23 protein-coding genes are annotated in these 20,619 nt (G+C 63.0%); 2 read left to right on the top strand and 21 right to left on the bottom strand.

Annotated elements, in window-relative coordinates:
- Positions 1-5 precede the first annotated feature (5 nt).
- From phnN to phnG, 14 genes are all read right to left on the bottom strand, one after another.
- The gene (gene phnN / locus HFO99_RS09600) at positions 6-602 is read right to left on the bottom strand and encodes a phosphonate metabolism protein/1,5-bisphosphokinase (PRPP-forming) PhnN (protein ID WP_222360843.1); all 597 of its coding nucleotides are present in this window, start codon (positions 600-602) and stop codon (positions 6-8) included.
- A complete protein-coding gene (locus HFO99_RS09595) occupies positions 599-1,738 on the bottom strand; it encodes an alpha-D-ribose 1-methylphosphonate 5-triphosphate diphosphatase (RefSeq protein WP_222360841.1) in 1,140 nt (379 codons plus the stop codon). Before HFO99_RS09595 ends, phnN begins: the two co-directional genes overlap by 4 nt.
- A gap of 13 nt (positions 1,739-1,751) precedes the next feature.
- Positions 1,752-2,447, bottom strand: a complete 696-nt coding sequence (locus HFO99_RS09590; protein WP_222360839.1) for a DUF1045 domain-containing protein — start codon at positions 2,445-2,447, stop codon at positions 1,752-1,754.
- Between the two features lie 141 nt (positions 2,448-2,588).
- Positions 2,589-3,932, bottom strand: a complete 1,344-nt coding sequence (phnE, locus tag HFO99_RS09585; protein WP_222360836.1) for a phosphonate ABC transporter, permease protein PhnE — start codon at positions 3,930-3,932, stop codon at positions 2,589-2,591.
- A 7-nt stretch (positions 3,933-3,939) separates the two neighbouring features.
- Positions 3,940-4,899 (bottom strand): phosphonate ABC transporter, permease protein PhnE, encoded by a 960-nt coding sequence (gene phnE, locus HFO99_RS09580; protein ID WP_222360834.1) that lies wholly within the window; start codon positions 4,897-4,899, stop codon positions 3,940-3,942.
- Between the two features lie 128 nt (positions 4,900-5,027).
- Positions 5,028-5,933 (bottom strand): phosphonate ABC transporter substrate-binding protein, encoded by a 906-nt coding sequence (phnD, locus tag HFO99_RS09575; RefSeq protein WP_222360833.1) that lies wholly within the window; start codon positions 5,931-5,933, stop codon positions 5,028-5,030.
- 86 nt (positions 5,934-6,019) lie between these two features.
- Complete coding sequence (phnC, locus tag HFO99_RS09570) at positions 6,020-6,865, bottom strand: phosphonate ABC transporter ATP-binding protein (RefSeq protein WP_032997667.1); 846 nt, start codon at positions 6,863-6,865, stop codon at positions 6,020-6,022.
- A 118-nt stretch (positions 6,866-6,983) separates the two neighbouring features.
- On the bottom strand, positions 6,984-7,601 hold the full coding sequence (locus tag HFO99_RS09565; protein ID WP_222360831.1) for a DapH/DapD/GlmU-related protein: 618 nt from the start codon (positions 7,599-7,601) through the stop codon (positions 6,984-6,986).
- Entirely contained in the window at positions 7,598-8,305 is a 708-nt protein-coding gene (gene phnL / locus HFO99_RS09560) for a phosphonate C-P lyase system protein PhnL (RefSeq protein ID WP_222360829.1), read from the bottom strand. The genes HFO99_RS09565 and phnL overlap by 4 nt, the downstream gene beginning before the upstream one ends.
- A 127-nt stretch (positions 8,306-8,432) precedes the next feature.
- Positions 8,433-9,209, bottom strand: coding sequence for a phosphonate C-P lyase system protein PhnK (gene phnK, locus HFO99_RS09555; RefSeq protein ID WP_222360826.1), 777 nt, complete (start codon positions 9,207-9,209; stop codon positions 8,433-8,435).
- On the bottom strand, positions 9,206-10,081 hold the full coding sequence (locus HFO99_RS09550) for an alpha-D-ribose 1-methylphosphonate 5-phosphate C-P-lyase PhnJ (RefSeq protein ID WP_222360824.1): 876 nt from the start codon (positions 10,079-10,081) through the stop codon (positions 9,206-9,208). Before HFO99_RS09550 ends, phnK begins: the two co-directional genes overlap by 4 nt.
- On the bottom strand, positions 10,078-11,184 hold the full coding sequence (locus HFO99_RS09545; RefSeq protein WP_222360822.1) for a carbon-phosphorus lyase complex subunit PhnI: 1,107 nt from the start codon (positions 11,182-11,184) through the stop codon (positions 10,078-10,080). The genes HFO99_RS09550 and HFO99_RS09545 overlap by 4 nt, the downstream gene beginning before the upstream one ends.
- A gap of 4 nt (positions 11,185-11,188) precedes the next feature.
- Positions 11,189-11,797, bottom strand: coding sequence for a phosphonate C-P lyase system protein PhnH (gene phnH, locus HFO99_RS09540; protein WP_222360820.1), 609 nt, complete (start codon positions 11,795-11,797; stop codon positions 11,189-11,191).
- Positions 11,797-12,273: a phosphonate C-P lyase system protein PhnG gene (gene phnG, locus HFO99_RS09535; RefSeq protein WP_222248619.1), complete on the bottom strand. Its 477-nt coding sequence runs from the start codon at positions 12,271-12,273 to the stop codon at positions 11,797-11,799. Before phnG ends, phnH begins: the two co-directional genes overlap by 1 nt.
- A 117-nt stretch (positions 12,274-12,390) precedes the next feature.
- Here phnG and phnF point away from each other — a divergent pair, with 117 nt between their 5' ends.
- Positions 12,391-13,128 (top strand): phosphonate metabolism transcriptional regulator PhnF, encoded by a 738-nt coding sequence (gene phnF / locus HFO99_RS09530; protein WP_222332603.1) that lies wholly within the window; start codon positions 12,391-12,393, stop codon positions 13,126-13,128.
- A 40-nt stretch (positions 13,129-13,168) separates the two neighbouring features.
- Here the strand turns inward: phnF and HFO99_RS09525 are convergent, their stop codons facing one another.
- From HFO99_RS09525 to HFO99_RS09495, 7 genes are all read right to left on the bottom strand, one after another.
- Entirely contained in the window at positions 13,169-13,804 is a 636-nt protein-coding gene (locus HFO99_RS09525) for a 2,3-bisphosphoglycerate-dependent phosphoglycerate mutase (protein WP_062943103.1), read from the bottom strand.
- 21 nt (positions 13,805-13,825) lie between these two features.
- Positions 13,826-14,650 (bottom strand): 4-hydroxy-tetrahydrodipicolinate reductase, encoded by an 825-nt coding sequence (dapB, locus tag HFO99_RS09520; protein ID WP_222332602.1) that lies wholly within the window; start codon positions 14,648-14,650, stop codon positions 13,826-13,828.
- Between the two features lie 15 nt (positions 14,651-14,665).
- On the bottom strand, positions 14,666-16,453 hold the full coding sequence (locus HFO99_RS09515) for an ABC transporter ATP-binding protein (RefSeq protein ID WP_222332601.1): 1,788 nt from the start codon (positions 16,451-16,453) through the stop codon (positions 14,666-14,668).
- A 144-nt stretch (positions 16,454-16,597) separates the two neighbouring features.
- Positions 16,598-17,623, bottom strand: a complete 1,026-nt coding sequence (locus tag HFO99_RS09510; protein ID WP_222360818.1) for a glucokinase — start codon at positions 17,621-17,623, stop codon at positions 16,598-16,600.
- 17 nt (positions 17,624-17,640) lie between these two features.
- Positions 17,641-18,021, bottom strand: coding sequence for a methylglyoxal synthase (locus tag HFO99_RS09505; protein WP_064247513.1), 381 nt, complete (start codon positions 18,019-18,021; stop codon positions 17,641-17,643).
- 127 nt (positions 18,022-18,148) lie between these two features.
- Positions 18,149-19,225, bottom strand: coding sequence for a penicillin-insensitive murein endopeptidase (gene mepA / locus HFO99_RS09500; RefSeq protein WP_222360816.1), 1,077 nt, complete (start codon positions 19,223-19,225; stop codon positions 18,149-18,151).
- 123 nt (positions 19,226-19,348) lie between these two features.
- Positions 19,349-19,921, bottom strand: a complete 573-nt coding sequence (locus HFO99_RS09495; RefSeq protein WP_222360814.1) for a hydrolase — start codon at positions 19,919-19,921, stop codon at positions 19,349-19,351.
- Between the two features lie 34 nt (positions 19,922-19,955).
- Here HFO99_RS09495 and HFO99_RS09490 point away from each other — a divergent pair, with 34 nt between their 5' ends.
- Complete coding sequence (locus tag HFO99_RS09490; RefSeq protein WP_222360812.1) at positions 19,956-20,585, top strand: TetR/AcrR family transcriptional regulator; 630 nt, start codon at positions 19,956-19,958, stop codon at positions 20,583-20,585.
- Positions 20,586-20,619: the final 34 nt, after the last annotated feature.

Here is a 20,619-nt window from a genome sequence, read left to right as displayed (position 1 = left end):
TCTGTTCAGTGCGTCTCGGTCAGCAACCCGTCCAGGATCTCGATCATCTTCTGCTCGGCCTCTTCGAGCGAGCCGCTATTGTCGAGCTCCACCACGTCGTATTCGCCGCGCACCGTCAGCGGTCCGCGGGCAAGCCGGGCCATGATATCCTCATGCGTCTCGCGGCCGCGCGCCTCCAGCCGGCCGGCGAGCACCTCTGGACTGGCGGTGACATTGATGACTTTCAGACGCGGGAAGGCGGCCTGGAAGCGATGAAGCGCCGAGCGCGAGCCGTTGGCAACGACGACGTGGCCTTTCGAAAGCGCTACCGAAACTTCGGCCGGAATGCCGTACTTCAGGCCGTGCGCTTCCCACCAGACGGCGAAGGAGCCTGATTGCTCCATGGCGGCAAAACCTTGGAGGGAGACGGAAAGATGATCTTCGCCGCCGGCGTCACGGTGACGGGTGATGACGCGGCGGACGAAATGCACATCGTCGCGGCCCTTGAAACGTCGGGCCGCGAGGTTCATCAGCGTGTCCTTGCCGGCGCCGCTTGGTCCGACGACGACGACCATGATGCCGCGCTCGGCTCCGGCTCCTGCGTGGGGTTCGTGGGACATCATGCGACACGGCGTCCTTGGCGCCAGACCGAGCGTGTCACCGGTACGCCGTGCGAACGATGGACGCGGACGAGATCGGCGCGCAGCCCGGTTGCGATCCGGCCGCGGTCATCGAGGCTGACGGTGCGGGCGGGCGTCGACGTCACCATGGCGATCGCTTTCGGCAGGCTGATGCTTTCGACCTCGTCGGCGAGGATGAAAGGCGCATGCAGCAGGCTGAGCGGCACGTAGTCGGAGGAAAGCACGTCGAGCACGCCCATCTTGGCAAGGTCGCGGGCGGCGATATTGCCGGAATGGGACTTGCCGCGCACGATGTTCGGCGCGCCCATCAGCACGCTCATGCCGTGTCCGTGCGATGCCCGGGCGGCGTCGAAGCTGGTCGGGAATTCCGCCAGCCGCACGCCGTTGTCGATCGCCTCGTCGACATGCGAGAGCGTCGCGTCGTCATGGCTTGCCACGGTGATGCCGCGATCGGCGCAAACCTTGGCGATAGCGTTGCGGTGCGGCGTCGAATTGCGCGCCGATTCTGCCTGGCGCTTGGCGACGAAACGGGCGAAGGCCTCGTCGCTCAGGCCCCGCTTCTTCTGATAGTAGAAAATATATTGATCCATCGTCTGAAACTGACGCTGGCCGGGTGCATGATCCATCAGCGAGACGAGCCGCACATGCCGGTCGTTTTCGAAATCGGCGAAATGTTCGAGCACATTGTCGGCCGAGACCTCGCAGCGCAAATGGATGAGGTGCTCGGCACGCAGCCTGCCTTCCGTCTCCGCCGACTGGATGGCGTCGGCCATCTCGCGCATCTCGCCATGTTCGAAGCCGCCGTCCTCGTCCGCACCCATGCGCAGGCAGTCGAACACAGTGGTAATGCCTGAGGTGACGATCTGGGCGTCATGCGCCTGGATGGCGGCGGTCTTGTTCCAGCGAATGCCGGGGCGCGGCTGATAATGGCCTTCGAGATGATCGGTGTGCAGCTCGACGAGGCCGGGAATGACGTAGTCACCTTCGAAATCTTCGCCGGCTACCGAGTTGCCCCCGGAGATGTCGGCGATCTTCCCGTCGCGGATGAGGATCGAGCCCGAGAGGATGTCGTCCTCGAGAACGATGCGGGCGTTGGAAAACACGGTCTCTTTGCTCATGGCGTCAGGTCTTTCAGCTTTTGGCGCCGGCAAGCGGCAGCCAGGAATGAACTTTGAACGGGCCGCCGCGCGTCTCCTCGATGAAGACGGCAAGGCCGGAAATCGAAAGCGGTCGGCCGGTGAAATCGGCAAACCGCTCGGTCAGGATCGCTTTCATCACCTGAGCACGTGTCTCGGGCACCTGGCCGCTCAGTGTCATGTGAAAGCCGAAATCCTCCATCACGTAAGGATAACCCCAGCGCTGCAGATGGGCGCGCTGGCTGTCGCTGAGCTTCTCCGGATTGCGCCGCGCCACATCGGCCTCGGAAAGCGCTGCGCGAAACGGTTCGAACGACCTTACCACCTTCGCGGCGAAATCCTGAAGAGGTTGATGAGCAGAACCGGGAACGAGGGCAAAAAAGCGGCCGAGCTGGCCGAGCACGAGTTCAGGAATCTCGAAGGCTTGCGTGCGCTGGGCAAAATCCTCGGCGACGGTCATGAGATCCTTCTCGGTGACCGAGGAGGCGAGCGAGAAGGGCGCCTTGATCGTGGCGTGAAAGCCGTAGCGGCGAGGGTCGGCGGTCAGCTCGAACTGTTCTGCCGCACCCAGCTGCTCATGTTCCGGTGCCGGATAGGTCTCGCCGGTGAAAGCATTGCGGCCGAGCCAGAGCGAGGCCGCGCCGGTCAGGGGATCATCCTTCGGCGGCGAGAAATAGAGAGCGTAGCGCAAGGCTTTTATCCTGGGGGTCGTCCAAACGGGGAGGGCACTGTGCAGTGATTTGGCGGCGAACCGCAAGCAGCCTCCCGGCTAAAAGATTTCCGTGACAGAATGATGATGGCGGCAGCGCCGCCATTGCTTTGATGGAATGGATCAGTGGGCTTTCGTGCCCATCAGCCGGTGGCGCAGCGCGTTCGAGGTGGTGTCGAAAATGAAGACGACGATCAGGATCAGAATGACCATGTAGGCGACGTTTTCCCAGTTGGCATTGGTGCGCATGGCCTCCCACAGCTTGAGGCCGATGCCGCCGGCGCCGACGGCGCCGATGATAGTCGCGCCGCGCACGTTCGATTCCCATTGGTAGAGCGTCTGGCTGACGAAGACCGGTACGATCTGCGGCATAATGCCGTAACGATGAACGAGCACGGTCTGTGCGCCTGTTGATTGGATGCCTTCCCGCGGCTTGTTGTCGATATTCTCGAGGCCTTCGGAATAGAGTTTGCCGAGCGTGCCGGTCTCGGTGAGGAAGATCGCACCGCTGCCGGCAAGCGGACCGGGTCCGAAGGCGCGCGTCAGGAACAGCGCCCAGATCAGCATGTCGACCGAGCGCAGGAAATCGAAGAAGCGCTTCAGGATCTGGTTCAGCAGGCGGTTCGGCGTGATATTGCGCGCTGCCAGGAAGGCGAGCGGGAAGGCGGTAAGCGCGCCGAGCAGGTTTCCGAGGAAGGCCATGACGATGGTCTGGAAAAGCTTGGTCCAGACGTCGCCGTGCTGCCATTCGCTGTTGTTCCATATATCGTCGAAGGCGAGCGACAGATTGGATTGGTCGGGCTTCATGCGCGGACCGGAGACGATGAGGCCGACGACCTCGCCGACCGGCTTGTCGAAGAAGGACGATTGCGTGTCGAAGATGAAATTCGCCCAGCCGATGAAACGCTTGCGGATCTTCACCCGGTCGACGGAAATGCTGACATTGCCGGCAAAGCCGAGATCGGCCAGCACGTTGTCGTCATAAACAGTCATCCAGCTAGGCACCGGGCCGACAACTTTCGGCGCACCGCTCGAAACGTCCACCGGGACGCTGACGCCATGCGCGGTCACGATCGTCTCGCTCTTCGAGACGGTGACGCTGCGGCTGGTGCCGCTGATCGAAACGGTGATGCTGCCATCCGGGTTGTTGACCAGCCAGTCCGGATGCGGATTGTCGCCGAGCGGCGAGAAACGCGGATAACGGATGTCGATCGAGCCGTCATCCCCAATGCGGAATTCCGGCTGGACATCGTAGCTCACCCACTGGCTGAGATAGATGCCGACGCGCTCCCAATGAGCCTCGGCGAAGAGCTTGGGCAGATCGAAGAACCAGACGGCATAGAGGCTGTAGAGCAGCGTTGCGATGAGGATCATCAGCCCGCCGAAACGCTGGCGGAACGACCGGTGGAAATACTCCGGATAGCGCGTTTCTATCTCGTGCATGCGGTTTGCGTCGATCACCGTCATGGCGGCCTCAATGTTGCAGAAGGAAGGCGTGCTCGCCGACAAGGCGGCGGCGCAGCCATGCGGAGAACTGGTCGATGGCGACGATCGTCACGAACAGCAGCAGAACGAGCGCCATCGTCTTGGCGCCGAAACCGCGCGAGATCGAAAGCTTCAGTTCCTCGCCGATGCCGCCGCCGCCGACGGCGCCGATAATGGTCGAGGCGCGCACGTTGATCTCAAGGCGCAGCAGCGCATAGGAGGTGAAATTCGGCAGCACCTGCGGCAGGGCGGCAAAGCGCACGCGTTCCCACCAGTTGGCGCCCACGGCTTTCATGCCCTCATACGGCTTCATGTCGATATTTTCCGCCACTTCGTAGAAGAGTTTGCCGAGCGCGCCGATCGTGTGCAGGGTGATGGCGATGATGGCGGCGACCGGCCCGATCGACAGGATCGCCGAAAACAGCCCGGCAATGACGATTTCAGGGAAGGCGCGCAGGAACTCCATCAGCCGCTTGGTGAAGATCCGCAACGGCCATGAATTCGTCAGGTTGCGTGCGGCAAAGAAGCTCAAGGGGACGGCAATGACGAAGGCGATGATCGTCGAGATCAGCGCCACGTTGATGGTGACGATCATCAGCTCGAAATATTCGGGAATGTAGAAGGCGCCCCAGACATAGACGCGGCCCTTGTCGAAATTGAATTCCTCGCCGCCCTTGTCGTTGACACTCGCTATGTCGAACAGCGCGCGCCAGACGTCGTGCCAATCCTTGGGGATGAGCCAGCTCAGGAAGTCGAAGAGATGCGGCAGGCGATCGAAGAAGTGGCCGGCATTGCTCTCATCGGCGAAGCGGACGGAGCTGACGAAAGCCGCAATCAGGATAACCAGGCCGAGAACCGTGTAGAAGCGACGCTTGGCGACCATCCGCTCCCAGGCGGTGCCGATCTCCTTGGTGCTCTGCATGTGCGGCTGTGTATCGGCAACAGTCATCAACGCCTCGCCTACTGCATAATTCAAAGTGCTTCAGCGTTCCATTGCGGCTCTCGAAAAGACGCGCGGCGCTGTCGTCACAGGATAAAGGGCGACCGCTGCCGGCCGCCCCCTTCGAAATGACTCGATCAGCCGCCGATGGCAGCTTTGCGGACTTCAACGACAGTGTTGTAGAAGTCGTGCTTGACGGGCGAGTAGCCCTTGTAATCGCCGCCTTCGATAGCCGCGAAGCACTTGTGATCCTTTTCCGGCAGAGCCGTGAAAAAGGCTGCAAGCTTCGTCTGCCATTCTTCGCCGAGAGCGTTGCGAACGACGAGCGGGCCATTCGGAATCAGCGGCGAACGCCATACTTCGACCAGCTTGTTCGGATCGACGGCGCCCTTGTCGACTTCCTTGCGGAAGGTGCCGGAGGTGTAGCCGTCCTTGAAATCGCCGATGCCCGAGCTATCGTCGACGGCGACGTCGACCTTACCGTCATAGGCGGCGAGAAGGTTGTTCTCGTGGCCGCCGTTGAACTGGGTCGAAGCGAAGAACTTATCGTTCGGCATGCCCGTGTCCTTCGGGATCTGCGTCAGCGGAACGAGGTAGCCGGAGGTGGAATCCGGATCGGCGTAGCCGAGCTTCTTGCCCTTGGCGTCCTGGATGGTCTTGATGCCCGATGATTTCAGAGCGAGGCCGATCGAGTGGTAACCCGTCGAGCCGTCCTTCTGCTGCGTCGTCAGGATCGGCGTGACAGCCTTTGGATCCTTGATGTAGACGGCTGCGTAGCCGGAAGCGCCGAGTTCGGCGAAGTCGAGCGTGCCGCCGAGCAGACCCTGGATCACGCCGTCATAGTCGGCGGCCGGGAAGAGCGAAACCTTCTCGAAGCCGAATTCCTGCTTCAGATGGTCGGCAAGGCAGGCATAGTTGCGCAGGCGGTCGGTCTCGTTTTCGCCACCGAGGATGCCGATGCGGAATTCCTTGAGGTCTGCAGCATGGGCAGTGCCGGCGAGCGCGAAGAGCGCCGTTGCCGCAAAGAGTGCTTTCTTCAACATGTTCTCTCCTATTGACCGGTGTCCCCGGCCTTCCCGTTACGAAGAAGTGTGTGCCCTTGACGCGGGCGCTCGATCGCGGCTGCCTCTCAGAGGCCGGCCAGCGCCAGCGGCTGGGTGCCGGCGGATTGATTGTCTGCCCGCTCGGGGGCGATATTGATCGATGTCGAGGTCACCGTTTCGTCGATGCCGGCGCCGTCCTTGTCCGTCCCGTAGATTTCCTTCACCGCTTCGGCGGTCAGCTCCGAGGGCTTGCCGTCGAAGACGACGCGGCCGCCGGCCATGCCGACGATGCGCTCACAATAATTGCGGGCGGTGTCGAGCGTATGAAGGTTGGTGATGACGGTGATGCCCTCGCGCTCGTTGATATCGCGTAGCGCATCCATGACGATCTTGGCGTTCAGCGGATCGAGCGAGGCGATCGGCTCGTCGGCGAGAACCATCTTCGGGTTCTGCATCAGCGCCCGGGCGATCGCCACGCGCTGCTGCTGGCCGCCGGAAAGCGTGCCGGCTGCCTGCAGCGCCGTCTGCTCGATGCCGAGGCGTTCGAGTGCGGCGATGGCATGCACGCGTTCCTCGCGGGTGAAGATGTTGAGCAGGCTCATAAGCGTCGAGCGGTGGTTGAGGCGGCCAAGCATGACATTGGTGAGAACATCGAGGCGCGGCACCAGGTTGAACTGCTGGAAGATCATCGCGCAGTCGCGCTGCCAGTTGCGCAACGCCTGGCCGCGAAGCCCGGAGACCTCGACGCCGGCGAAATGAACGGAGCCGGAGCTCGGCTCCTGAAGGCGGTTGATCATGCGCAGCAGCGTCGACTTGCCGGCGCCGGAGCGGCCGATGATGCCGACCATCTGGCCTTGGGGAATGGCGAGCGTGACGGAATCGACAGCGAGCTTTTTTCCGAAACGACGTGTGACATTCTTCAGCTCGAACATCATGCTCTTCCCTTGCGATCCAGGCCTCGATCAGCATCGCATTAGTCCCGCTTGATGAACCTCGCATGTCATATTTGTGTAAGTCCTGTCACAATTCTCCGCCCCTATATCGGGGGTTTTAACCGCCGTAGCGGGACAGGAAATCTTCCGCGCTGAGGTTGCGAAAATCCTGAAGCGCCTGGCGCAGCCGATCGTGCTCCCAGTCCCACCACGAAAGCCTGTCCATCCGTTCGCCGATCTCTCTTGGAAAGCGCTCGCGAATGAGCTTGGCCGGCACGCCGCCGACGATCGCATAGGGCGCGACGTCCTTCGAGACGACGGCGCCGGCCCCGATCACCGCGCCGTTGCCGACGTTGACGCCGGGCAGGATCGTCGCCCCGTGGCCGATCCAGACGTCGTTGCCGATCGTCACGCGGTTTGCGCGCCGCCAGGCGAAGAAGTCCGTTTCCATGTCGCCGTCCGGCCAATAGTCGGCGGCGCGATAGGTGAAATGATGCAGCGTCGCGCGCCAGGTCGGATGGTTGGTGGCGTTGATGCGAACGGCGGCGGCGATATTGACGAACTTGCCGATCGTCGCACACCAGACGGAGCCATCCTGCATGATGTAGGAATAGTCGCCGAACGTGGCCTCGATGATGCGGCAGCGTTCCGAGACCTCCGTATAGCGCCCGAAGGTGGATTCGCTGACGGATGCCGTTTCGTGAAAGTAGGGCTCGATGCCCAGCTTGCGGCTCATGCAGCGATCTTTCTGGGTGAGAACTGCTGGACGTCGAGGATGCGGTCGGCGACGGCTTCGCGCACCTCTTCGTCGTGGAAGATGCCGAGAAGGGCGACACCCGCCTTCTTCTTTTCCGCGATCATGCTGACGACGACGGCACGGTTCCTGGCATCGAGCGAAGCTGTGGGCTCGTCGAGAAGCAGGATCGTATGCTCGGTGATGAAGCCGCGCGCGATGTTGACGCGTTGCTGCTCGCCGCCGGAGAAGGTGGCGGGCGGAAGCTGCCAGAGCGTTTCCGGCAGGTTGAGCCTGGCAAGCAGGGCGCCCGCCTTTTGCCGCGCCGTGACGGCGTCCTCGCCGCGTGCCACCAGCGGTTCGGCAACCACGTCGATCGCCGCGACGCGCGGCACGGTGCGCAGGAACTGGCTGACATAACCGAGCGTATTGCGGCGGACGTTGAGCACGGTGCGCGGATCGGTGGAGGCGAGATCGACGATGCGTCCATCGTGGCGGATGAGGATCTGGCCGGTGTCGACGGCATAATTGCCGTAGATCATCTTGAGCAGCGAGCTCTTTCCGATGCCCGATGGGCCACCGAGCACGACGCATTCGCCCGATGCGACCGAGAAGGCCACATCGGAGACGACGGGCAACTTGATGCCGTCGCGCAGATGCATGGTGAAGCTCTTCGAGACTTCGGAAACGACGAGGGGCGTTGCCATGATTTCTTCTTTCTAGAGCAATTCCAGGAAAAGTGTGAAACGGTTTTCCGTCAGGAGTTGCGTAAAAACAAAAGGTTAGAGCGGTTCTACGCTTCCATGAAAACTGAACCGCTCTAGGTTTAGGACCTCAGACCTGCAGGATCGAGGAGACGAGCAGCTGCGTATAGGGTTCGCGCGGGTCGTCGAGCACGCGGTCGGTGAGCCCGTGTTCGATGACGTAGCCGTCCTTCATCACCATCATCCGGTGCGAGAGCAGGCGGGCGACGGCGAGATCGTGGGTGACGATGATGGCCGAGAGACCGAGATCGTTGACGAGGCCGCGCACGAGATCGAGCAGGCGCGCTTGCACCGAGACGTCGAGGCCGCCTGTGGGTTCGTCCATGAAGACGAGGCGCGGGCCGGTGACGAGGTTGCGGGCGATCTGCAGGCGCTGGCGCATGCCGCCGGAAAAGGCACGCGGCTGGTCGTCGATGCGGTCGGCGTCGATCTCGACGCGTTCGAGCCAGTCGATCGCCGAAGCGCGGATCTTGCCGTAGTGCCGGTCGCCGATCGCCATCAGCCGTTCGCCGACATTGGCGCCGGCCGAGACCGTCATGCGCAGGCCATCGGCCGGGTTCTGATGCACGAAGCCCCAGTCGGTGCGCATCAGGAAGCGCCGCTCGGCCTCGTTCATGCGATAGAGATCGCGGTAGCTGCCGTCGCGCATGTGATATTCGACGCTGCCCGTGCTCGGCAGCAGCCGGGTGGAGAGGCAGTTGAGCAGCGTCGTCTTGCCGGAGCCGGATTCACCGACGACGGCGAGCACTTCGCCGGGCCAGAGTTCGAAGGAGACGTCGCGGCAGCCGATGCGGTTGCCGTAGAATTTTGAAACGTCATGGACTTTGAGAAGCGGTATATCGCTCATTCTGCAGCCTCCCGGGCCAGCATCTCGCCGGCATGTCCGTGCGCGCGGCGGTCTTCGCAATGATCGGTGTCGGAGCAGACGAACATTCGCCCGCCCTTGTCGTCGAGAACGACTTCGTCGAGATAGACATCCTCGGCGCCGCAAAGGGCGCAGGGCTTGTCGAAACACTGGATATCGAAGGGATAATCCTCGAAATCCAGGCTGACGACGTCGGTATAGGGCGGAACCGCATAGATGCGCTTCTCGCGTCCGGCGCCGAAGAGCTGCAGCGCATCCGACATATGCATCTTCGGATTGTCGAATTTCGGCGTCGGCGACGGGTCCATGACATAGCGGCCGTGGACCTTCACCGGATAGGCGTAGGTCCGCGAGATGCGGCCGTTATGGGCGATGTCCTCATAGAGCTTCACATGCATGAGGCCGTATTCTTCGAGCGCGTGCATCTTGCGCGTCTCGGTCTCGCGCGGTTCGAGGAAGCGCAGCGGCTCGGGGATCGGCACCTGGTAGACGAGCACCTGGCCGACCCTAAGCTTTTCCTCGGGAATGCGGTGGCGTGTCTGGATGATCGTCGCATCTTGGGTATGCGTCGTCACCGCGACATTGGCGACCTTCTGGAAGAAGGCGCGAATGGAAACGGCGTTGGTCGTGTCGTCGGCGCCCTGGTCGATGATCTTCAGCACGTCATCAGGTCCGATGATCGAGGCCGTCACCTGCACGCCGCCGGTGCCCCAGCCATAGGGCATCGGCATTTCGCGCGAGGCGAAGGGCACCTGATAGCCGGGAATGGCGATCGCCTTCAGGATGGCGCGGCGGATCATCCGCTTGGTCTGTTCGTCGAGATAGGCGAAGTTGTAGCTGGCCAGATCGGTCATTCGGCGGCTTCCTTCATGTCTTCGCCACCGTTGCGGGCGGCTTCGAATTCGCGGCGCATGCGGCGGACGAGATCGAGTTCGGCCTGGAAGTCCACATAATGCGGAAGCTTCAGGTGCTCGACGAAGCCCGTCGCCTGGACGTTGTCGGAGTGCGAGATGACGAATTCCTCGTCCTGGGCCGGCGCGGTGATATCCTCGCCGAGCTCTTCGGCGCGAAGCGCACGATCAACAAGCGACATCGCCATCGCCTTGCGCTCGCTCTGGCCGAAGACCAGGCCGTAGCCGCGGGTAAATTGCGGCGGCGCCTTGGCCGAACCCTTGAACTGGTTGACCATCTGGCATTCGGTGATCTGGATCGTACCGAGCGAGACGGCGAAACCAAGTTCCGGCACATCGAATTCCACTTCGACGTCACCGATGCGGATTTCACCGATAAAGGGGTGGTTGCGGCCATAGCCGCGCTGGGTGGAATATCCGAGCGCCAACAGGAAGCCCTCGTCGCCGCGGGCAAGCGCCTGCAGGCGCAGATCCCGGGTCATCGGGAATTCCATCGGCTCGCGGGTCAGATCGCCGATTTGGTGATCTTCCGGCATGTCGCCGTCGGCCTCGATCAGGCCTTCCTCGCCGAGGATTTCGGAGACGCGCATGACACGGCCGGTCTCGGCGGCGCGCTGAGCGGGCGTCTCGACCGCCTCGTCCGAAAGCAGCGTGGGATCGAGCAGGCGGTGGGTATAGTCGAAGGTGGGTCCAAGAAGCTGGCCGCCAGGCAGATCCTTGTAGGTCGCCGAGATGCGCCGTTCGATCGCCATATCAGCCGTGTCGAGCGGCTTCGAATAGCCGAAACGCGGCAGTGTCGTGCGGTAGGCGCGTAGCAGGAAGATCGCCTCGATCATGTCACCGCGCGATTGGCGTATGGCGAGGGCTGCGAGCGCGCGGTCGAAAAGCGAGGCCTCGGCCATGACGCGGTCGACGGCGAGCGCCAGCTGCGCCACGATCTGTTCGATGCCGATCGCCCGCAGCGAACGGTCGCCGCGGCGGCGGTCGGCGAGCAGGCGGTGGGCATTGGCGATGGCGGCCTCGCCACCCTTGACGGCAACATACATGAGCTCAGATCTCCGTTGCTGTGATCTTGGTGGTGCGCGGCAGGCAGAGGAAACGCTTGCCCGCCGTCAGCACGATGTCGACGCCTCGCGGAAAGAGCGCGCGGTTCTCGGTCCAGAGCCGCAGGAAGGTCTCCGGCAGGCCGATAGGCGCGATCTCCGCTACGCTCTGGATGCCCGGGCCCATCAGCGCCAGCCTGCGGCCACCCTCGAGATTGGCGAGCTCGATGATCAGGGTCGTCGAGCGGTCGGGATATTCCTGCGTGCCTGATGCAAAGAGGCCGAAGGAGGAAAGCGCGGTGCCGGCCTCAGTGAAGGCAAAGCGCGCCTCGGCCTTTTCGATCGTCAGCGGCGCGCCGGTATGGAAGCCGAGCCACTCCGGCACGGCGGATCTCGCCAGTCCCAGGGAAAGCCAGACTGATGTGTCGTGGTCGCAAAGCGTCAGCGCGATCGTGCCGGCGGCGATGCCGAGCGGTGCCGGCGGAGCGACATCGGGCTGAACGGTCTGGATCGTGCCGGGGCGGGCTATGCCGTCCATCAGCATCTTGAAGACGGATTGGGCATGGAAGACCGGCTCGGCAAAGCCGCCGGTCAGAGCTTCTGTCTTCAGGCCCATCAGTTGTCTCCCCGCACCATGGTGAAGAAATCGACGCGGGTTGCCGCGGTCTCGTCCGCCTTGCGGCGTTCGGCTTCGGCGATCCGCTCAGTGATCGGTAAAAGCAGGGCCTGTTCGACGAAATCCTTCGTCGCCTCCTCCTGCCATAGCGCGTCGAAGATCGCCGCAAGCCGGGCCTTCTCGCGGTCGGTGCCGAGCGCCTGCGCATGGCCGACCGAGCCGGTGTCGAGCCGGACGGTCGCCCGCGTCACGGTCACTTCGCCGAGATTGAAGGGAGCGCCGCCGCCGCCGATGCGTCCGCGCACCATCACCAGCCCGGTCTCCGGTCCGCGCACCGGATGGGCCACAGGCTTTTGCGGCAGCGCATCGTAGACCGCTGAGAGTTCGCTGCGCTCCGCCCGCGCCAGCAGATCGGCGGCGCGTTTGCGCCCGGATGCCGTCTGTGACGCAGCGTCTGTCCTGTCCGCTGATATCATCGCCGCTTCCCTTAAAATGTCTATTGATATAGACAACCATACAAGATATACTTAGCTCTAAATCGATGTCGTGACAAGCGTGTGACATCGAGAGTTAAATGGACGAGCAGGGGTGGAATGGCGGGATTGAAGCAGGTGCAAAGGCAGACCGGCGTGGCGCTCTGGCGCCAGATCGCCGATCGGATTCGCGAGGCGATCAGCAACGGAGCCTATGACGAAACGGGAATGGTGCCGCCGGAAACTGTCCTGGCGCTGCAATTCGGGGTCAACCGGCATACGGTGCGCAGTGCGTTGGCGGCATTGGCGCAAGAGGGGATCGTCCGTGCGGTACAGGGTCGCGGCACGCTGATCGAGCGCAAGGAGCGGCTGAATTTCCCGATCACGCGGCGCACGCGCTTCACCGCCGGCATTGGCGACCAGGCGCGTGAAACGCGCGGCCTTCTGCTCGATGAGGCGAAGGAAGAAGCGAGTGCCGAGATCGCCCGCTGGCTGGGCCTGAAACCGGGAGAAGAGGTGATACGTCTGGAAACATTGCGCCAGGCAGACAAGCGGCCGGTTTCAAGGGCGACGAGCTGGTTTCCCGCCAAGCGTTTTGCCGGTATCGGTAAGGCCTACCGAACGGGAGAATCGATCACCAAGGCTTTCGCCGAACTCGGCCTGCCGGATTATGTCCGGGCGACGACCGAGGTGACGGCCGCCCATGCGAGTGCGGTCGATATGGCCGACCTCGAGCTTACCCCTGGCGCGATCCTGCTGATCGCCAAGGCGATGAATACCGATCTTGAGGGTGTGCCGGTGCAATATTCGATCAGCCGCTTCGCGGCCGACCGGGTACAGTTCACGATCGAGAATTGAGGGCTTTTCCCCGCCGAAGCGGGGAAAAGATCAGCCGAGATCAATGCGCGCCCGACATGTCGCCGAGCACTTCCTTGGAAGCGACGGTGGAATCCGCCTTCAGCTTGTAGACCATCGGCACGCCGGTCGCGAGGTTGAGGGCGAGCACGCCTTCGCGGCTCAGCTTGTCGAGCACCATGACCAGCGAGCGCAGCGAATTGCCGTGCGCGGCAACCAGCACCTTCTCGCCTCTGAGCACGCGCGGCAGGATTTCGGTGAGGTAGTAGGGCCAGACGCGGGCGCCGGTGTCGCGCAGGCTTTCACCGCCCGGAGGCGGCACGTCATAGGAGCGGCGCCAGATATGCACCTGTTCCTCGCCCCATTTGGCGCGTGCATCGTCCTTGTTGAGGCCGGAGAGATCGCCGTAGTCGCGCTCGTTCAGCGCCTGGTCGCGGATCGTCAGCAGATCGGGCTGGCCGACCTTGTCGAGGATGAGCTTCAGCGTGTGCTGCGCGCGCACCAGCACCGAGGTATAGGCGACGTCGAATTTGATCCCGTATTCGGCGAGCGCCGCCCCGCCTGCATTGGCTTCCTGGACGCCGAGCTCGGTCAGGTCGGGATCCTTCCAGCCGGTGAAGAGATTCTTCAGGTTCCAGTCGCTCTGGCCGTGGCGAACGAGGACGAGGGTACCGCTCATGAATGTGCCTCCGTAGTATCGTTATGAGGAAGAAAGCCCGAGCACGTCGAGCATGGAATAGAGACCCGGCTTCTTGTCGCGCCCCCAGAGGGCCGCCTTGATGGCGCCGCGCGCGAAGATCGAGCGGTCGGCCGCACTGTGCGACAGGGTGACGATTTCACCTTCGCCGGCAAAAAGCACGGAATGTTCGCCGATGACGGAGCCGCCGCGCAGCGTCGCAAAGCCGATCGTTCCCGCTTCTCGGGCGCCGGTATGGCCGTCGCGCACCCGGACCGACTTCGAGGCCAGATCGATGCCGCGCCCCTTTGCCGCGGCCTCGCCGAAGAGAAGGGCGGTGCCGGAAGGCGCATCTACCTTGTGCTTGTGGTGCATTTCCAGGATCTCGATATCCCAGTCATCAGGATCGAGCGCACGCGCTGCCTGCTCTGCGAGCACGCTGAGCAGATTGACCCCGAGGCTCATATTGCCCGACTTGACGATGCGGGCATGGCGGGCTGCCGCGGCGATCTTGGCATTGTCCTCCGCCAAACAACCGGTCGTGCCGATGATATGGACGATGCGGGCCTGCGCGGCGAGGCCTGAGAATTCCACTGTTGCAGCAGGCGAGGTAAAGTCGAGCACGCCTTCGGCATCGAGAAAGGCGTTGAGCGGATCGTCGCCGATAGTGACACCGGTCGGGCCAAGACCGGCGATCTCGCCGGCATCTCTGCCGACGAAGGGCGAGCCGGCGCGCTCGACCGCGGCATGTAGCGTGACGCCTTCGATCGAATGGATGAGCCGGATCAGCGTCTGCCCCATGCGTCCGGCTGCGCCAACCACCACCAGTTTCATCGCAGCATCGCTCATGTCAGTCTCACCAGGTCAGTTTGAATCGGAGGCCGAAGGCCTCTGCAGGTTGTTGAGGCGAGCGTAAAGACCGTCGCTGACCTTCGCAAGCTTCTCGTGATTGCCTTCCTCGACGACACGGCCCTGCTGCATGACGACGATCTTGTCGGCGCGCACAACGGTCGACAGCCGATGGGCGATGACGACGACGGTGCGTCCGCTCATCGCTTCGTCGAGCGCCTTCTGCACGGCGGCCTCGGATTCGGTGTCAAGGGCCGAGGTCGCCTCGTCGAGAAGCAGGATCGGCGCATTGCGCACCAGGGCGCGCGCGATCGATAGCCGCTGGCGCTGGCCGCCCGAAAGCGTCACGCCGTTTTCGCCGACCGGCGTCTCGTAACCTTGCGGCTGTGCTGAGATGAAATCATGCGCATAGGCAAGCCGCGCCGCCTCCTCCACCTCGGCATCGGTCGCTTCCGGCCGGCCATAGCGAATATTGTCGCGGATCGTGCCCTCGAACAGATAGGGCTGCTGCGAGACATAGGCGAGCTGCTGGCGCAGCGACTTCTTGGTGATGTGGGCGATATCCTGCCCGTCGATCAGGATTTCGCCCTCGCGCGGATCGTAGAAGCGCGGAATGAGGCTGATGACGGTGGATTTACCGGCGCCCGAGGGCCCGACCAGTGCTGTGGTCGCGCCGCCCTCGGCGATGAAACTGACGCCGCTGAGTACGCTCTCATTGCCGTAGGCGAAGGAAACATTGCGAAATTCGATCCTTGCCTGCGTCACCGTCAGCGGCCGGGCATCCGGCAGGTCGCGCTGGCGTGGTTCCATGTCGAGCAGTTCATAGATCATCCGCGCATTGACGACGGCACGCTCCATCTGCACCTGCAGGCGCGCAAGCCGGCGGGCCGGGTCATAGGCCAGCAGCAGCGCGGTGACGAAGGAGAAGAAGGCGCCCGGTGGCACATTGAAGTAGATCGAGCGGTAGGCGGCATAGGCAAGCACGCTGGCGACGGCAAAGCCCGCAAAACTCTCCGTCAAGGGAGACGTGCGCTCGGAAAGTCGGGCAATTCGGTTGGCCCGGCTTTCGGCGCCCTTGATGAGCTTGTTGACCTTGCGTTCCAGTTCTTCTTCCATCGTGAAGGCTTTCACAATGGCGATGCCCTGGATCGTCTCCTGCATGGCGCCGAGAACGTGGCTGTTCAGATGCACGGCCTCGCGGGTCGCCGAGCGCAGCCGCTTGGACACATAGCGCAGTGCATAAAGCAGCGGCGGCGCCATGATGAACACGGCAAGGCTGAGCAGCGGATCCTGGAGGATCATCACGGCGAGCAGCGAAATGAAGGTCAGCAGGTCGCGCACTGTCGAGGTGATCGTCAGGTTGAGCACGTCGCGGATACCGCTGACATTCTGGCTCACCTGCGCGGCGATATGGGCCGAGCGCGCCTCGCTGAAGAAGCCGACCGAAAGCGTCATCAGATGCGCATAGAGCCGGCGCTGGTAGCGGGCGACGATATCGTTGCCGACCTTTGAAAGCGCCACTGCCTGACCGTAGCTCGCAAAACCGCGCAGCACGAAGGCGATGAAGATCGAAAGACAGATGATCCAGACGACGTCGGCGCGGCGATTGGCGAAGGCCTCGTCGATGATCGCCCGCATGATCCAGGCGGTGAACGCCGTCGAAAGCGCCACCACGATGAGGCAGGCAATCGCAAAGACATAGCCCCACAGATGATCGCGGCCGTTTTCAGCGATGATGCGCTTCAGGATGCCGGTTACGGTATCGCTGCTGACGCCCTGCGTTCTGCTTTCCGCCGCTTCCAAATAGGGTTTCCTGTCTCGGACCAGGCGCGCCGCAAAGGCGACGCGCACTTTTGCCGGGGTCTATAAAGAGTTGGGACTGGTTTGGCTAGAGCGCCGCGCGTCCGCCAGGCCGCGCCAAAGTCGCCCTATGCTTTGCGTCGGGGGTTAGCGCCGCCAGCGGCGGCCCTCCGTCGAGACGCCGAAATTCGCCGGCATGCGTGCATAGGAGGAAAGCCCGGCAAGCGCTGCCAGCGGATGCGTCACCACATAGGTCGGGATGGTGCGAAGCAGCGCCGTATGCGGCGCCTTGTCCTCGAAGGCGGTGCGGAATTCCGGCTTCTTCAGCGCCGGGATGATCTTCTGCGAGATGCCGCCTGAGAGATAGACGCCGCCGCGCGCCATGAACACCATCGCCATGTCGCCCGCCACGCGGCCGAGATAGGTGGCAAACAGCGAGACGGTCTCTATGGCTGCCTTGTCGCTGCCGGCAAGCGCGTGCGAAGTGATGTCGGCGGGGTCCTTCATCGTCGGCTGGATGCCGTCGACAATGCAGATGGCATGATAGAGGTTGACGAGGCCGCGCCCGCAGAGGATCTGCTCGGCCGAAACGCGGCCTTCGATCGTCTCGATATGCGGGAAGATTTCATAGTCGCGCTTGCTGCGCGGCCCGAGATCGACATGGCCGCCTTCGCCGGGAACCGGGATCCAGCTGTGCTGGGCATGCACGAGCCCGCCGACGCCGAGGCCGGTGCCCGGTCCGAGCACGACGCGGGAGGCGATCATGTCGCCGGTGGCGTCGCCGATGCGTTCGCGGTTTTCATCCGAAAGCGCGGCGATTGCCAGCGCCTGCGCCTCGAAATCGTTGACGACGAGCACATCCTCCATGCCGAGGCCCTCGATCATCGTCTTTGGCCGCACCACCCAGTCGCAATTGGTCAGCGGGATCTCGTCGTCGTTGATCGGGCCGGCGACGGCGAGGATCGCCGAGCGCGGCCGCACGGCGGTCTTGTCGAGAACGCCGTGCTGGATCGCTTCGTCGATGGTGGCAAAATCCGCCGTGCGCACGTTCGGAAACTGCTTCGGCTCGGCATAGGCATCGGTCAGGATGGAGAAACGGGCATTCGTGCCGCCGATATCGCCGATCAGGATCGGGAAAGGCAGCGGAGCGGTGCTGTTGTTCGGTTTTGGCATGGCCGGTTCCGTGCTGATCAGGCTTCGAGTGTGGGAAGAAGTTTTATAGCGGTCGCGTGGTTGAGCGCCATCGGAATATCGTAAACGATCGCCAGCCGCATCAGCGCCTTCACGTCGACATCGTGCGGCATCGGCGTCAAAGGGTCGACGAAGAAGATCAGGGCGTCGACCTCGCCGGTCGAAATCAGCGCGCCGATTTGCTGGTCGCCGCCGAGCGGTCCGCTTTTCAACCTGGTGACGTGGAGATCGGGGGCGGCGTCGAGCACGCGCCCGCCAGTGGTGCCGGTGGCGACGATCTTCCAATGGGAGAGAATGTCCCTGTTGGCGCGGGCGAAATCCGCCATGTCGTCTTTCTTCTGGTCATGCGCAATCAATGCAAGGCATTTGCCGCCGGCCATCAACCCCTCCGCCCAAGAAATTCAATCGATTTGACCGCTTTATACCAAGAGTCTTCGATTTGAAAGACAGCGCATCCCGGGTCTCCGTCCGCGGATCTGATCTCAGGGCGCGGTCCCAGGACCTCGATCATTGTATCACCGGCTTGTCGTTCGGTACCGGGCCGACATCGGGTAAAGCGCCATCGGCGTCGGCGGCGGGCGCTGCGGCCGGGGCGGCGGCCAGCGCGCTTGCGGCGGAAGGTCCGCCATAGGTGGCGGCCTGCATCGAGGCCACGGAAGCAGCATCGAGCACGGCGGCGCAAGCTTTCGGCAGGTCGGAGACCATCATCTCGCGCGGGGGCTTCGGTGGCTTGGCGCCGGGCTTCGGCGGTTTCGGCGGTGCCCAGGGCGCCGGCGTGAACCACCAGGCGAGCGACTTGTCGCAGCCGTCGCCGGCAGCGACGGGGGCCTGCGGTGTGCATCCCGCAGCACCTGGCGGGCACTTGATGCGGATGTGGAAATGCGAGTCGTGGCCGTATTCCGGCCGGAGTTTGCCGAGATTGGTGCGGTCGCCCGTCCAGGTGTCGCACATCTTCTTCTTGATCGCCGGATTGACGAAAATCCGCTCCACTTGGGGATAGCTCGCCGCCAGCATCAACAGCCGCGCGTGCGATTGCGTCCAGACCTTGGGATCGATCGTCAGAAACTTGTTCTTCTGCAGCATCGAGGTGAAGGGAAGATCTTCGCGCTCCTCCACCGTCATCCGCCGCACCGGCATCGGCGTCAGCCAGATGTCGGCGTCGAGGCCGATCTGGTGGGAGGCGTGACCGCTGGGCATCGGTCCGCCGCGCGGCTGGGCGATGTCGCCGACGAGAATGCCCGGCCAGCCGGCATATCTGGCGGCGTCCTGTGAAAATCGTTCCAATAGCGCGATCGTGGCCGGATTGCCCCAGCGGCGATTGCGCGACAGCCGCATCGCCTCCCAGGTCGGCCCGTCGCTCGGCAGCGCTACCGCACCCGTCATGCAGCCCTTCGCGTAGAAGCCGATCGGTTGCGCCGGTCCCTGCGTCGGCAGGCTGACGGCGCCGAACTGCCCCTTGGCACTGCCCGGGCTCGGCGTCTTCTGCTCCGCGCCGACGTCACCGGCGGCAAAGCTTGCGCCGATTGCGCCGGCAAGCGTCAGTTTGCCGAATGTCCTGAAAGCCTGAGCGAAGCCGAAAGCCATACTGTTCCCTTGAACCGCTGCCGAAGTGATTTGCGATCGAACCTATCGTGAAAAGCGATTTTGGTGAATCGATGTTTTGGCTGGCGGTGGGAGAAGAAGACGGTGACGGATCGCCGCAGCGGCTCAGCTATTGGTGACGATCTCCGCGGTTTTCCGGATGCGCGCCAGCCGCGGCAGGATGTACCGGCAGGAAAAATCATGCATTTCAGGCGAAAAGCTGGTCATCGCATCCTCGGCGGCGATGACGGCATAGTTATGCGCAAAGGCATCGCGTATGGTCGATTCGACGCCGAAATTGGTGGCGATGCCGGCAAGGATCACCGTCCTGACGCCGCGGCGGCGTAGCTGCAGATCCATCTCGGTGCCGTAAAAGGCGCTCCAGTGATGCTTGACGATATGGACATCGGCGGTAAGGGCCGCAATCTCCGGCGGCGCGGCAAGGGCTTCGGCTGGCAGCCCGCCTTCCGGAAAGTGCAACACCTCGTCGGCCGGCTGATTGACAGCATCGGCATAGTCCGGGGAGAATCCGACGGTGACGAGGATGATCGTTCCGCCGGCCGCTTTCAGGCTGTTGGCGATAGCGGCGGTGTTGTCGACCACCTGCTGACCGGAATGGGGCGCCAGCGCCCGGCCAAGGAGAAGGCCTTGCAGATCGATGGAAATGAGCGCGGTGGTCTTGGGATCGTAAAGCGGCATGAAAGGGCTCCAAAAATATGAGGGTATCCTCACAATGACAAATATGAGGGACGCCTCACAAAAATCAAGCCCCGAACCGCAGACCCGTATCCCGAAACGCCAGCGCGGCCATGAGCGGGTCGCCACACTGCTCGAAGCCGCGGCAAAGGTCTTCCTCGAAAAGGGCTACGATGCCGCGACGATGACCGAGATCGCCGCCGCCGCCAACTCTTCCATCGGCTCGCTCTATCAGTTCTTCCCGACGAAGCTGCTTCTTGCCGAGGCGCTGCATATCGACCGGCTGCAGCATTTCAATGCGGCATTGGCCGCGCTCGAGGACGAATCCGCGGGAAGGACTGCCGCCGAGATCGGCGATGCGGTCTTCACGAGGCTCGGACGCTTCATCGAGGAGTTCCCGGAGTTTCCTGTTCTGGCGGCCAGACGCGACATTCCCAAGGAACGCAAGGCGCGCTCGCGCGCCGAACTGCGGGCCAGCATCATTGCCTTGCTGAAAAAGGCCGATCCTTCGGTGGAGCCCGATGTCGATCTGCTTGCGGCCCTCATATTGGAGCTTCTGCGCATCGTCGTTGCTGCCGCCAATGATCCCGACAGCGCCGGCGACCCGCGCCTTGTAACAGAGTTGCGCCGCATGTTGCGACGGCGGCTCGAAGAGGCGACGCCTTGACAGGGACCCGATGGGTCAAAATTTGGCGAGCCCG

The sequence above is a fragment of the Rhizobium leguminosarum genome, assembly GCF_019798305.1.
GTDB classification, from domain to species: domain Bacteria; phylum Pseudomonadota; class Alphaproteobacteria; order Rhizobiales; family Rhizobiaceae; genus Rhizobium; species Rhizobium leguminosarum_U.
Note: the sequence above shows the minus strand (reverse complement) of the source record. Positions and strands in the feature narration are given on the sequence as shown.

Coding starts and splice junctions, on each gene's coding strand:
- phnN (WP_222360843.1), bottom strand. CDS start 602: ATGATGTCCCACGAACCCCACGCAGGAGCCGGAGCCGAGCGCGGCATC.
- HFO99_RS09595 (WP_222360841.1), bottom strand. CDS start 1,738: ATGAGCAAAGAGACCGTGTTTTCCAACGCCCGCATCGTTCTCGAGGAC.
- phnE (WP_222360836.1), bottom strand. CDS start 3,932: ATGACGGTGATCGACGCAAACCGCATGCACGAGATAGAAACGCGCTAT.
- phnE (WP_222360834.1), bottom strand. CDS start 4,899: ATGACTGTTGCCGATACACAGCCGCACATGCAGAGCACCAAGGAGATC.
- phnD (WP_222360833.1), bottom strand. CDS start 5,933: ATGTTGAAGAAAGCACTCTTTGCGGCAACGGCGCTCTTCGCGCTCGCC.
- phnC (WP_032997667.1), bottom strand. CDS start 6,865: ATGTTCGAGCTGAAGAATGTCACACGTCGTTTCGGAAAAAAGCTCGCT.
- HFO99_RS09565 (WP_222360831.1), bottom strand. CDS start 7,601: ATGAGCCGCAAGCTGGGCATCGAGCCCTACTTTCACGAAACGGCATCC.
- phnL (WP_222360829.1), bottom strand. CDS start 8,305: ATGGCAACGCCCCTCGTCGTTTCCGAAGTCTCGAAGAGCTTCACCATG.
- phnK (WP_222360826.1), bottom strand. CDS start 9,209: ATGAGCGATATACCGCTTCTCAAAGTCCATGACGTTTCAAAATTCTAC.
- HFO99_RS09550 (WP_222360824.1), bottom strand. CDS start 10,081: ATGACCGATCTGGCCAGCTACAACTTCGCCTATCTCGACGAACAGACC.
- HFO99_RS09545 (WP_222360822.1), bottom strand. CDS start 11,184: ATGTATGTTGCCGTCAAGGGTGGCGAGGCCGCCATCGCCAATGCCCAC.
- phnH (WP_222360820.1), bottom strand. CDS start 11,797: ATGGGCCTGAAGACAGAAGCTCTGACCGGCGGCTTTGCCGAGCCGGTC.
- phnG (WP_222248619.1), bottom strand. CDS start 12,273: ATGATATCAGCGGACAGGACAGACGCTGCGTCACAGACGGCATCCGGG.
- phnF (WP_222332603.1), top strand. CDS start 12,391: ATGGCGGGATTGAAGCAGGTGCAAAGGCAGACCGGCGTGGCGCTCTGG.
- HFO99_RS09525 (WP_062943103.1), bottom strand. CDS start 13,804: ATGAGCGGTACCCTCGTCCTCGTTCGCCACGGCCAGAGCGACTGGAAC.
- dapB (WP_222332602.1), bottom strand. CDS start 14,650: ATGAGCGATGCTGCGATGAAACTGGTGGTGGTTGGCGCAGCCGGACGC.
- HFO99_RS09510 (WP_222360818.1), bottom strand. CDS start 17,623: ATGCCAAAACCGAACAACAGCACCGCTCCGCTGCCTTTCCCGATCCTG.
- HFO99_RS09505 (WP_064247513.1), bottom strand. CDS start 18,021: ATGGCCGGCGGCAAATGCCTTGCATTGATTGCGCATGACCAGAAGAAA.
- mepA (WP_222360816.1), bottom strand. CDS start 19,225: ATGGCTTTCGGCTTCGCTCAGGCTTTCAGGACATTCGGCAAACTGACG.
- HFO99_RS09495 (WP_222360814.1), bottom strand. CDS start 19,921: ATGCCGCTTTACGATCCCAAGACCACCGCGCTCATTTCCATCGATCTG.
- HFO99_RS09490 (WP_222360812.1), top strand. CDS start 19,956: ATGACAAATATGAGGGACGCCTCACAAAAATCAAGCCCCGAACCGCAG.